The organism is Paracoccus sp. SSK6 (genome assembly GCF_039770665.1).
GTDB lineage: Bacteria > Pseudomonadota > Alphaproteobacteria > Rhodobacterales > Rhodobacteraceae > Paracoccus.
In genome coordinates this window covers 1-11866 of sequence record NZ_JBDPNJ010000025.1, presented here as the reverse complement: position 1 = coordinate 11866, position 11866 = coordinate 1, and the positions used below count along the sequence as shown (strand labels likewise).

The 11866-nt window shown below is 60.2% G+C and carries 13 protein-coding genes; 7 read left to right on the top strand and 6 right to left on the bottom strand.

Annotated elements, in window-relative coordinates; all coding sequences use genetic code 11:
• Window positions 1–131 precede the first annotated feature (131 nt).
• Window positions 132–2462 carry a heavy metal translocating P-type ATPase gene (locus AAIL68_RS13740; protein WP_347140349.1) on the top strand — a complete coding sequence of 777 codons (2331 nt, stop codon included), beginning with the start codon at window positions 132–134 and terminating at the stop codon, window positions 2460–2462.
• A gap of 30 nt (window positions 2463–2492) precedes the next feature.
• Entirely contained in the window at window positions 2493–2972 is a 480-nt protein-coding gene (locus AAIL68_RS13735; protein WP_347140348.1) for a DUF411 domain-containing protein, read from the top strand.
• Window positions 2973–3111: 139 nt separating this feature from the next.
• On the opposite strand, the gene AAIL68_RS13730 is transcribed toward AAIL68_RS13735, so the two are convergent.
• Window positions 3112–3492, bottom strand: coding sequence for a MerR family transcriptional regulator (locus AAIL68_RS13730; protein ID WP_347140347.1), 381 nt, complete (start codon window positions 3490–3492; stop codon window positions 3112–3114).
• Between the two features lie 83 nt (window positions 3493–3575).
• Between AAIL68_RS13730 and AAIL68_RS13725 the strand changes: the two genes are divergently transcribed.
• Entirely contained in the window at window positions 3576–4367 is a 792-nt protein-coding gene (locus AAIL68_RS13725) for a glutaredoxin family protein (protein WP_347140346.1), read from the top strand.
• 148 nt (window positions 4368–4515) lie between these two features.
• Here AAIL68_RS13725 and AAIL68_RS13720 read toward each other — a convergent pair whose 3' ends face one another.
• The gene (locus tag AAIL68_RS13720) at window positions 4516–4716 is read right to left on the bottom strand and encodes a heavy-metal-associated domain-containing protein (RefSeq protein WP_347140345.1); all 201 of its coding nucleotides are present in this window, start codon (window positions 4714–4716) and stop codon (window positions 4516–4518) included.
• Window positions 4717–4736: 20 nt separating this feature from the next.
• Here AAIL68_RS13720 and AAIL68_RS13715 point away from each other — a divergent pair, with 20 nt between their 5' ends.
• Together AAIL68_RS13715 and AAIL68_RS13710 are read left to right on the top strand one after the other, a co-directional pair.
• Complete coding sequence (locus AAIL68_RS13715) at window positions 4737–5294, top strand: cytochrome c (RefSeq protein WP_347140344.1); 558 nt, start codon at window positions 4737–4739, stop codon at window positions 5292–5294.
• A 308-nt stretch (window positions 5295–5602) separates the two neighbouring features.
• Complete coding sequence (locus AAIL68_RS13710) at window positions 5603–6367, top strand: DsbA family protein (RefSeq protein ID WP_347140343.1); 765 nt, start codon at window positions 5603–5605, stop codon at window positions 6365–6367.
• A 401-nt stretch (window positions 6368–6768) separates the two neighbouring features.
• On the opposite strand, the gene AAIL68_RS13705 is transcribed toward AAIL68_RS13710, so the two are convergent.
• Genes AAIL68_RS13705 through AAIL68_RS13695 form a run of 3 tightly spaced genes read right to left on the bottom strand, consistent with a single transcriptional unit; the run spans window position 6769 to window position 9212 of the window.
• The gene (locus tag AAIL68_RS13705) at window positions 6769–8400 is read right to left on the bottom strand and encodes an IS66 family transposase (RefSeq protein ID WP_347140342.1); all 1632 of its coding nucleotides are present in this window, start codon (window positions 8398–8400) and stop codon (window positions 6769–6771) included.
• 60 nt (window positions 8401–8460) lie between these two features.
• The gene (gene tnpB, locus AAIL68_RS13700; RefSeq protein WP_347140341.1) at window positions 8461–8811 is read right to left on the bottom strand and encodes an IS66 family insertion sequence element accessory protein TnpB; all 351 of its coding nucleotides are present in this window, start codon (window positions 8809–8811) and stop codon (window positions 8461–8463) included.
• Window positions 8808–9212, bottom strand: coding sequence for a transposase (locus AAIL68_RS13695; RefSeq protein WP_347140340.1), 405 nt, complete (start codon window positions 9210–9212; stop codon window positions 8808–8810). Before AAIL68_RS13695 ends, tnpB begins: the two co-directional genes overlap by 4 nt.
• Before the next feature lie 177 nt (window positions 9213–9389).
• Here AAIL68_RS13695 and AAIL68_RS13690 point away from each other — a divergent pair, with 177 nt between their 5' ends.
• Window positions 9390–9845, top strand: coding sequence for an EF-hand domain-containing protein (locus AAIL68_RS13690; protein WP_347140339.1), 456 nt, complete (start codon window positions 9390–9392; stop codon window positions 9843–9845).
• Window positions 9846–10241: 396 nt separating this feature from the next.
• Window positions 10242–11657, top strand: a complete 1416-nt coding sequence (locus tag AAIL68_RS13685) for a calcium-binding protein (RefSeq protein WP_347140338.1) — start codon at window positions 10242–10244, stop codon at window positions 11655–11657.
• Here AAIL68_RS13685 and AAIL68_RS13680 read toward each other — a convergent pair.
• Window positions 11647–11866 (bottom strand): hypothetical protein (locus tag AAIL68_RS13680; RefSeq protein WP_347140337.1); only part of this gene is annotated, 220 nt, incomplete at its 5' end. The genes AAIL68_RS13685 and AAIL68_RS13680 overlap by 11 nt on opposite strands.

Genomic DNA, 11866 nt, shown 5'->3' with positions numbered 1-11866 from the left:
TCGCGCGGTTCCGATCGCGCGGCCACCCCGGCGGTTTGGCCTATTTTCTACCCTGCCCCGCGCGAACGACCCAAGGTTCCTGCCGTGGCAATTCGACCGGAACGCGCGCCCCGGAACAAGGAAAGACCGAAATGGAACACCATCATCATAGTGCGGCTGCAATTCCGGACGGTGCCCAGACCGCCATCGACCCCGTCTGCGGCATGACCGTTGCGGTCGGCCCTGAGACGCGCAAGGCTCAGTTCGCGGGCAAGATGTTTCACTTCTGTTCGGCAAAGTGTGACGCTGCCTTCAAGGAAGATCCCTGGTTCTATGCCAGCGGTCACGCCCAAGGCCGCAAGGCCGCGCAGCCTACCGGCACGACATGGACCTGTCCGATGCATCCGCAGATCATCCGCGATGCCCCCGGAAACTGCCCGATCTGCGGCATGGCACTGGAGCCGATGCTGCCGACCGGCGGCCCCAGCCCCGAACTGGCGGAATTTACTCGCCGCATGTGGATCAGCGCCGCAGCGGCCATTCCGCTGATCGTCCTCACCATGGGGGAACTGGTCAACCTTCCGGTCAGGGACTGGATCGGGCATCGCTTGGCGTCCTTTATCGAGTTCATCATAGCCACGCCGATCGTCCTGTGGGCCGCCGCGCCGTTTTTTCTCCGAGGCTGGGAGTCGATCAAGAACCGCTCGCCCAACATGTGGACACTGATCTCGCTCGGGGTCGGTGCGGCCTATCTGTATTCCATCGTCGCCACCTTTCTGCCCGGACTGTTCCCCGAGGAATACCGGATGGGCCACGGCGTCGGCACCTATTTCGAAGCCGCCGTCGTGATCGTGGCGCTGATCTTCGTTGGCCAGGTGCTGGAACTGCGGGCGCGCGAACGTACAGGCGATGCGATCCGGGCGCTTCTGGACCTTGCCCCAAAGACCGCGCGCCGGGTGCTGGAAGATGGTACCGAATACGATGCGCCATTGGAGCATGTCATTGAGGGCGACCGGCTGCGCGTGCGGCCCGGCGACAGCGTGCCGGTGGATGCGACGGTGATTGATGGCCGGTCGTCGGTGGATGAAAGCATGATCACCGGCGAACCGGTTCCCGTAGAGAAAGGCCCCGGCGATCCCGTCACCGGCGGCACGATCAACAAGAACGGCAGCCTTGTGATCGAGGCGCGTCGCGTGGGCGCCGATACTGTCCTGTCGCAGATCGTCGAAATGGTCTCGAACGCACGGCGGTCGCGTGCGCCGATCCAGGGACTGGCCGACCGGGTGTCGTCGGTCTTTGTCCCCACGGTGGTGGCGATCGCGGTCCTTGCGTTCTTGGCTTGGCTAGTGTGGGGACCGGATCCGACCCTGGTCTTTGCGGTAGCTGCTGCCGTGTCGGTGCTGATTATCGCCTGCCCTTGCGCGCTTGGCCTGGCCACGCCGATCTCGATCACCACGGCGGCCGGTCGCGGCGCACAGGCCGGTGTCCTGATCAAGGATGCCGAGGCCCTGGAGCGCATGGCAGCGGTCGATACGCTGATCGTGGACAAGACCGGCACCCTGACCGAAGGACGGCCGAAGCTGACCGATGTCATCAGCCTGGGAGACCTGGCCGAGGATGACCTGCTTGCCATTGCTGCGGCACTGGAGCGCGGGTCTGAACATCCGCTGGCCGAAGCCATTGTCGAGGGCGCGGTATCTCGCGGGGTAGGGATGCAGTCTGCATCGGACTTCGAGGCCATCACCGGCAAAGGAGTGCAGGGCAGAGTCCAGGGGCGGACGGCGGCCTTGGGTAACACGGCCATGATGACGGTCCTCGGACTTGACTCCACTTCGGCTGAGGCACGGGCTGATGCGCTGCGCAGCGACGGCAAGACCGCCATGTTCGTGGCCGTTGACGGCCAGCTTGCCGGCATCGTTGCCGTGGCCGATCCGATCAAGGCCTCGACAACTGAGGCGATCCGCACCCTTCACCAGCTCGGACTGCGCGTCATCATGGCCACGGGCGACAATCAGCGAACCGCCGAGGCCGTCGCCGCCAAGCTGGGCATCGACGAGGTGCGTGCCGGGGTCCTGCCCGAAGACAAGAAGAACCTCATCGATGCCTTGCGCAAGGATGGCGCCGTGGTGGCCATGGCAGGCGACGGAGTAAACGACGCCCCTGCCCTCGCCGCTGCCGATGTCGGCATCGCCATGGGCACCGGGGCAGATGTCGCGGTCGAAAGCGCCGGCCTGACGCTCTTGGGCGGCGATCTGATGGGCGTGGTCCGCGCCCGGCGCCTGGCCAAGGCCACGCTGCGAAACATCAAGCAGAACTTGTTCTTCGCCTTTGTCTACAACGCCGCCGGTGTGCCGGTCGCGGCAGGACTGCTTTATCCCCTGACCGGCATGCTGCTGTCGCCGATGATCGCAGCGGCAGCAATGGGTCTGTCGTCGGTCTCTGTCATTGCGAATGCCCTCCGGCTCAGGCGGGTCGCGCTTTGAGCCCGCAAACCACATGAGAAAGGATATGACATGACCAGTAAGAACCCTTCACGTCGAACGATCCTGGCCGCAGGAGCGGGGCTGTTCGCTCTGACCGCCCTTCCTGCAAGGGCGCGCAGCCTCGACAACCAGATGCTTGTCATGAAAGACCCCAACTGCGGTTGTTGCGGCGCCTGGATCGAGATTGTCGAAGCGGCCGGTTTCATTGTGACCACCGAACTCAGCGCCGGAACCGCGCTGATGCGGTACAAGTCCGAGAATGGCATTCCCGAGGCGATGGCCTCCTGCCACACGGCGCGTATCGGGGGCTACATGCTCGAAGGCCATGTGCCGGTGGCTGACATCCGCCGCATTTTGGAAGAACGACCCGAAGCCATCGGCCTGGCCGTTCCCGGCATGCCGTACGGCTCACCCGGCATGGGACCCGAAAGCGAACGCGAGGCCTATGATGTTCTGCTCATTCGCAACGACGGCACGAGCGAAGTCTTCACGCACTACCCGGCCGCATAGACCGTTTTGCACGTGAATCGAATGTCGGAGTGGGCTGCGTTGCTGCCCTCCAATCGACGCATGCATCGATGAAGGTTTTCAGCGCCGTTGTTCGAGTTCCATGTGTCGGTGTTTGGTATGCCGGCCCTCAGAGCAGGCCCTAATCGTCGAACGCAAAGAGAATAGGGCAGGCTCCCGACTGGTCTTTCGCACAGGTCTCTGCAAGCCTTTGCAGGCTTGCCCGGGCCCGCTGCAATTCAGCAATCTGCTCCTCAAGTTTGGCCAACCGCTTCTTGGCCATATGCTGTGCGCGATCATGGTCATGACCCGAGTCCAGCTCGATCAACTCCTTGATCTCCTCCAACGTGAAGCCAGCCTGCTGTGCCTTGCGGATGAAGCGAAGCCGCCGCAGGTCCTCTTGGTCATAGCGGCGAATGCCGCCGTCGCGCACAGGGACCGGGAGAAGCTCCTTGCGTTGATAGAAGCGGATGGTCTCGACACCGACTCCACCAGCCTCGGCAAGTTTTCCGATCGTCAGCATTTTACCCTTGATCCCGTACTGTGGTACGGAACTTATATACGTACCGATCTGCTCTGTGACAAGAACAGCAAGGAGACTTCAAGATGTTGGACGCTACCGTTCCTGCCGCCGTTAAGACGGCGCGCCTTTACCGGATGATGATGCCGGATCACACCTGCCCTTACGGCCTCAAGGCCCTGGACCTGCTGAAGCGCTCGGGCTTTGCGGTCGAGGACCATCATCTTGCCACGCGACAGGAGGTTGAGGCCTTCAAGGCCAGCCATGATGTTGCGACCACGCCGCAGATTTTCATCGATGACCGGCGTATTGGCGGCTACGATGATCTGCGGCGCTATCTCGGCAAGCACGTCACTGACCCCAAGGCGACCAGCTATCGACCAGTGATCGCCCTGTTTGCCATGACGCTGCTGATGGCGCTCGCAGCAAGCTTCGCGGTCTATGGCACACCCTTCACGCTCCGGGCCGGTGAATGGTTCATCGCCTTCAGCATGGCCATCCTGGCGCTGTTGAAGTTGCAGAACGTCGAGAGCTTCGCGACGATGTTCCTGAACTACGACCTGCTGGCCAAGCGGTGGGTGCCCTATTCCTACATCTATCCTTTCGCCGAGGGCTTGGCGGGCATCCTGATGATCGCGGGTGCGCTGACCTGGCTGTCCGTTCCCATTGCCCTGTTCATTGGCACGATCGGTGCGCTCTCGGTCTTCAAGGCCGTTTATCTGGACCGCCGCGAACTCAAATGCGCCTGCGTGGGTGGATCGAGTAACGTGCCCCTTGGCTTCGTGTCGCTGACGGAAAACCTGATGATGATCGCCATGGCTGTCTGGATGGCCTTAGGCGCTTTCGGACTGCTGCCTGTTGCTGGCCACGGGATGTGACCGTTAGCAGGAAAAAGGCGTTCTGTGCTCCAACCTATGGAGGGTCATCAATACCCGTATCAGCTCTTCTGCCTGCCTGCTGCTGATCGGCAGCGGGCAGGCGTTCTCATCGGCCTAGGAGCAACTGAAGATCGAAACGATAATCTCGTTAGCCTGTAGTTGGCGCGACCGGATAACCTGCTGCAGCAAGAGCAGACGCAAAGCGGGCATGCGGCAGATCACTGGCCAACTCAACTTCACGACGGTCCTGGTGAATAACGATGCGCGCATCCGGATCAACGGACTCGATGGCACGAGTGACCCCGCGTGCACAGCCGCCACAACTCATGTTGGGAATATGAAAACGCATGATCTCTCCTAAGCTTGCCGATGTCTGAGAAGATGGGAACTGCTCGCGCGGAAGTTCAAGGCGGCCTTCCAACAATAGCTTTCAAGGTTGACCTTTGCGCAAACGGCCACAATCTGACGCGCATGAAGAGAAGCTATCTGCCTGCCATCCCAAAATGGGCGATACGGCTGCTTGTCGTCGGCTTTGCTACCGGAGTCGGTTGGGTGGTCTGGGGTTATGGCAAGACAGCCGATCTGCAACGCGGGGCTCAACTTTATTCCGAACACTGTGCAGTATGCCACGGTGCCCAGCTCGAAGGGCAACCCGACTGGCAGATTGCGGATGAAAACGGCATTCTCCCTGCCCCGCCGCATAACAGATATGGCCATACCTGGCATCATGCCGACGCTATGCTGGAAGATTATATCCGCCGGGGAGGTCAGGCAGTCCTGGATGACATGGGGGTGAGCATGACATCCGGCATGCCCGCTTTTGGCTCGATCCTGAGCGACGACGACGTTGGCGCCATACTCGCGTTCATCAAGTCGACTTGGCCGAAGCGAATTCAGGCTGTTCAAGCCAGTAAAAATGATGGCTAGACGAGGCTGGACTCAGAATGGTCATCTTCCGTGGATCATAAAATGCCTTCACATTACAACCTGTTCCGGTACAGACTTCAACGCTATGCGCAGCTCAGCGATGGCGTGCCCGTTGGCCCCGGAAAACCGCTCGGGGTGCAGGCGCTCTGCCTCTGCCGTAACGGGAGAGACGCCTATTACCACGTCCCTGGCAAGCTTGAGCCTTGGACGATTAGGCGACCGGCGCGTAACGGCGGCATCGGGATGCTGAACGACCGTGCTATCCGGATCGACAAGCGGGTTCTGCTCGGAGCTCAGGTGGCTGTGGCATGACAATCCGGCGACGTGATGTGTTCGTTTTTGGGGGCATTGTCGCAGCAATTTATGGATTGCGTGCGCTTCCCTGGGAGCAGTTGACAGGCCGCGGCCTTGCTTATGTTGAAATCGCAGACGTGCCACCCTTTCGGCGCCTGAAGTCCGAGGGGCAAACTTCCTCTGCATCCGTTGCGCTGATTGGTCTCGATGGACCCTCGGATGATGCTGAGGCGCGCCATGCACGGATGGAAGCCCTGCGCGCCGACCCCTGCCCCGCCCTCTTCGGCACCGAACTTCCGACCGGTGTCGTCCCGATTGCTTATTTCAGCGAGTTTCGCTGCCCCTTCTGCCGTGCGCTTGAACAGGATCTGGATGACTTACTGGCTGATGACCGAGCCGCCTATCGGCTGGTGCAGCATGAACTCCCAATTTTTGGGCCGGCATCTGAACTTGCCGCCCGCGCTTCGGTCGCGGCCGCACGGCAAGGCAGGCAGCAAGACCTACGGCGCCGCTTCATGCGAACGCCGCTCGTCGCCAATGAGTCTTCGATATTGCGTGTGGCGTCTGACCTTGGCCTGAATGTCGAGCAGCTTGCGATAGATATGGCCTCACCCGCGATTCAGGCCGAGCTCGATCAAACGCGTGCCTTGGCTGATCTATTTGGCTTTATCGGCACGCCTGGCCTTGTGATCGGTCGGACCGTCCTGAATGGCGCAGCCCCTGTTTCGGTGCTCAGTCAGATTGCGAAGGACGAGAAGATCCTACCGCTCCCGTGTTGATAGAACAAAAACACCCGCTCTCTTGTTGATTAGGTGTTCCCTTCTCGCCCGGTCTATTGTGTTCGCTCTAGGTGGTAGCCTCGCTCCTGATTTGCCGATGTTCACCGCAGTGCTCAGGTCAACCCATGTGGTCGGCGTGCCGGAGCACAAATTGTTTGGCCAGCTTTTATCAGCGGACAAGAGAAATTGCTGGTGATCAGGATTGAGCGGCGTTCTTGCCGCCCACCTCGGGGACATCCTCGCAGGATAAGTGCTCGAACCAGTAAACTAACGGTTGCGCGGCAAGCGTGCCATTGACTCAACGGTAATCTATGTTCGCAACTTCATGCGCCCGATCAGCATCAGTCTTGATCTCGATCAAGGCCCCCCACTCTTAGGTAAGCCCACGGCGGGGACCGCGGTCAGGCAGCCTTGACTTGGCTGTCTTCGGCGCTCCAGTGCCACGGCAGCAATTCGGGCAGCCGTGAGATCGGCAGGTCGGAGATGCGGGCGATGACATCGGCCAGCCAAGCTTGGGGATCAATGCCGTTCAGCTTCGCGCTGCCGATCAAGGAATACATGAAGGCGGCGCGATGGCCACCGCGCTCGGAGCCGGTGAAGAGCCATGACTTCCGGCCTAGGGCCACGCCGCGCAGCGAACGCTCCGCGCAATTGTTGCTGAGGCAAACCCGGCCGTCCTGAAGGAAGCGGGTGAAGCCGGGCCAGTGAGCAGTCGACAGAAGGTAATCGATCGCTTTGGCGACCTTGGCATGTTTCGAGAGCCGCGCCCGTTCGGACCGCAACCATGTTTCCAGTTCGCCCACCAGTGGCGCCGACAGACGCTGGCGCGCCTCCAGCCGCGCAGCGGCATCAAGGCCGCTGATCTCGCGCTCGACTTCGAACAGCCTGTCGATCCGCTTCACCGCTTCAAAGGCGATCGGCGAGATGTCTTCAGGTGACTTGCCTTTGCGGATGTTTCCTTCGACATCGGCAAGTTCGAAGAACTTGCGGCGTGCGTGCGACCAGCACAGCGCCGACAGGACGGATCCCGGTTTGCGGTCGCCCTGATAGAGCTGATTATATCCGGCATAGGCATCAGCCTGCAGGATGCCCTGCCAGCCCTTCAAATGCCCGAACGGATGTTCGCCTGCCCGGTCGCGGGAGAACTTGAAGACAACGGCGGGCGGAGCGGTGCCCGAGAATGGGCGATCATCCCGGACATAGGTCCAGAGTCGCGCCGTCTTCGTGCCGCCACGGGCAAGAAGCGGTACCGTCGTGTCGTCTCCATGAAGGCGCTCGGCCGCGAGAACATGTGCCTCGATCAGCGCCTGCAAAGGTTCCAGCAAAGCGGTCACCGCACCGACCTGGTCGGCCAGCGTCGAGAGGCTCAGGTCCAGACCTTCCCGGGCATATCGCTCGGCCTGACGGTTCAGGGGCTGATGCTGGCCATATTTTTCGAAGATGATCATCGCCAGGAGGCTGGGCCCGGCCCATCCCCGCGGAACGGGGTGGAACGGCGCCGGGGGCTGGCTGATCTTCTCACACGCTCGACAGGTGAACTTCTCACGGACGGTCTGGATCACCTTCCATTGGCGAGGAATGACCTCCAGGGTCTCGGTGATGTCTTCGCCCATCTTCACGATACGATCGGAGCCACAGCAGGTGCAGGCTGTCGGAGCGTCAACCACCACCCGTTCGCGCGGCAGGTGGTCGGGGAAGGGCTTTTTCACGGGTTTGCGTCGCTCGAAGCCGGCAACATGAGCCGTCTGCTCTGCCGCCTCCTCGGCCCGGACCTTGTCCTCGGCGGCATTGGCCACCAGTTCCTCGAGCTGCAATTCCAACTGATCGAGGAGCCGGGCAGTGCGTTCAGCGCTCCGGCCGTACTTGTCCCGGCGGAGCAGCGCAATCTCGAGCTTGAGCCCCGCGATCATGGCTTCCGAGGTCGAGACCACCGCGCGCGCCTGTGCGAGATCGGCCTCCGCCGCCGCCGCACGGCCTTCAGCGGCGGCGAGCGCGGCACGCAGTTGCTCAAGTTCGGAGGCGCTCCCAGACATGGCAGGAACCTACCATGCCGGCCTGAGAAAGCCTACGCAAAACCGCCAGATAGAGAGGTTTTATCCAGCCTTTGCAGGACGTTGTGTCCAACGGGGATTTCGCCAGTCAATCCCATCGAGAAGATAGGCCATCTGCGCCGCAGAGACCTGAACCGCTTCTCCCGATCCGCTCGAGGGCCAGATGAACTTCCCTGCCTCGAGCCGCTTCACATACAGGGACATTCCGACGCCATCATGCCATATCAACTTCACCAGATCGCCGCGGCGTCCCCGGAAGCAGAATATCTCCCCGGTGTATGGGTCCCGCCCGAGCCCCTGCTGAACTTGAAGTGCCAAGGTGCCCATGCCGCGCCGCATGTCGGTAACGCCGCCTGCGATCCAGACTTTCACCCCCGCCGGAAACGCGATCATCGCTCATCTACCACGGATAGGAGCCGTGCCAGCGCCTCGGGATCCACATTGGCCGGCACAACCATCTGGCGTCCATTTCTCAGGGCAATCTCTACCCGCGCTTCCGGGTTCGGCGGCACCGACCTTGGTGATCTCATGCCTGTCGGCTCGGCCAAAACCGTCAGAGGGGCAAAGGATGGCAAACAGTCGCCACCAAATTCTCCATTCCGATACTGCCGGCGCCAAACCGTCAGCAGAGACCTCGAAATGCCGTGCCGCCTTGCCGTGGCACTGACCTGCCGACCTTCGTGGAGGCTTTCCTCGACGATCCGCACCTTGTCTGCATCGCTCCAATGTCGCCGGCGGACACCATCCGCCGCGGACATAACTTCAATCGGGGGTTCGAATTTAAGGTCGCGCATAAGGTCGAAGCTATCACCCCAACGCAAAACCCGTCAGGCGGCCCTCCGCGGAGGCATACACTCTTAGTTGATCCAGCATTGGTACAGCGGCAAGCGAGCTCGTGCTGCGTCAGGATCGCTCCAGATCCGTTCAGCTAGGCCGCCACTAGCCCCAACAGACGAGGAGGACTAATCAAGATGGCATTTCTTCAACGTGCGGCGGTGCTGGCCGCCCTTGTTAATATTAGCACGGCGACAGGCGCTCTGGCGCAGGCAACTGTAGCCGATCCCCATCATCCTGACGCTGCCGCTACGGAAGCATCTCCCCTTACCGAGCCAGATGGCTTGGCTCAACAGGAGCAGGACGTACAGCCTGGCGAGCCCGGTATGATGCCTCCTGGGATGATGAGTGAGATGATGGGCCAAGGCATGATGACCGGAATGATGCAATCTCGTGGCATGAACGCAATGCCCAGCAGGGGGATGCACGGGCACATGATGAAGATCGTCTTTGCGGTCGCTGACGCTGACAGTGATGATGCGCTCTCCTTCGAGGAGGTCTCGGCCATCCACAGACGGATCTTCGATGCTGTGGATGCCGACCAGAACGGCGCAGTGACGCCTGAAGAACTGCAGAAGTTTATGCAGGAATAGCTTGGTAACATCGATCCCAGCCTCTCCAAGTAGGGTCGGAGGGGCAATTGGAACGACCCGCCTGGGCTCAGAAATGAACCCGGGTCCTCTTTATTTTTAGACGGACCTGAGCTTGCGTTTGGTTAAGACCGGGAGAGAGTGGAGTTTTACTTTCTGGGCAGGCTCAGCATAGGTAGGATTTGCCTTGTTCAGAACCTTGAGCATTAACGCCTTGGGTATAGATCGGCCCGTCGGAGATTGCGGGAACAATACTTGCCAGAAGCTGTTTAAGACGCTGATCAAGGTTTTAGCTGCTGCTCCGAAAATCTTGTTTCCACGTGATCATCATGGAGAGGTAAGATGTCAAACAGGTCCCCCCACAATTGGAAACAACTCCTGGCTGAGACCTTTCAAGACTTGGACAGCTTCAGCTTCGACTTCAATGTCATCCGAAAGCCATATGATTATCAGGTAGCGGTCGGAAATGAGGGACACAATTCGCTTGCCGGCAATGTCAACCGCGACCACTTTTGGGGTCTTGCAGGGCGTGATCAACTGTATGGAGCAAGTGAAGACGATGTGCTCTACGGCGATCAAGATCACGACACCCTAAGTGGCGGTGACGGTGGTGACTTGCTCTATGGTGGCTCTGGTGATGACTACCTCTTCGGCGGCGATGGGGCGGACGCCCTGCGCGGGGGCATGGGCGACGATTACTTGGATGAGGGGCCCGGACATAGTGGCCTTGAGGGCGGTATGGGCAACGACACCCTGGTAGGCGGTGAGGGCCCTGATGCCTTCATAGTTGATCCCATGAGCGGCGACGACGTGATCCGCGATTTCACAGCCGGGCCAGGCATGTTCGATCATCTGGCATTGCGTGATCTGCGATGGGAGGATCTCAGCTTTACGGACACCACAGCCGGAGTTTTGGTCAGCTGGGAAGGCGGCTCGGTTCTGCTGGAAGGCGTAGCACAGTCACAACTGGCGCAGGACGACTTCATGTTTGCCGAACAACCAGATCTGCCGCCGGCGTCGCGCGATGCAACGGGTCCTACAGAAGAACGCGCCTCGCCGAGCATTGAGGATCCTTCAATGAGCGAGAGCGCTCTGCCGGGCATGCGTTTTGACTACATCGCTGATGTGGTACTTCGTCATAACGATCTGCGCGTTACTTTCGAAGGAGAGGAAGCATACCAGGTGATTGTTGGCGAGAAGCGGTCCGACAACTTGATCGGTGGCGAGACCTGGGACCATATCTTCGGCCGCAATGGAAACGATACGTTGAGGGGCGCCGATGGTGATGATGTCCTGTACGGCAACGCGGGTCGTGACTTGCTCTATGGCGGCAACGGGAGCGATCGGCTCGATGGTGGCCTGGGTCGAGATACTTTGGTCGGCGGAGCAATGGCTGACGAATTGCTTGGTGCGGATGGTGACGATGTGATTGATGCCGGAGCAGGCCATGACATGATAGAGGGAGGGAGAGGCAACGATATCATCGTGGGAGGTACCGGTGCAGATGCCTTCATCGTAGCTCCTAACAGCGGCTTTGACGTGATCCGCGACATGGAGGTTCGCGGTCTAGCTCAAGGTGCGTTCGATCACCTGGCGCTGCGCGACATTGAGCCTGGGGACGTGGAGGTTGTTGATTACGCTGCAGGCGCATTCGTCTGGTGGGACACCGATGAGGACGCCGATGCTGAAGGCGGAGTGCTCCTTCAGGGAGTCTTCAAGGACGATCTGCGGCAAAGTGATTTCATGTTTATCGGCGAGCCCGGCTTTGTTGACGGCATTAGCGATGCCGGTTCCGACTGGGTCTTTACATCCTGAAATGGAACACTTGTATAGCTGCGGCCAAACGGTTTCTGCCGATCAACGGTGCTGATGATGTGACCGCTCCCCGGTGGTATCTTTGTATCAAGGTGAGTTTGCAACGATCCACAAAGGGAACGGTCATGTCGAGACTTATCAGGGTCGGAATTGATCTGGAGATCTGGCCGCGCAGCCATGCATCAACATGCACAAGGTTTATGGCTGCC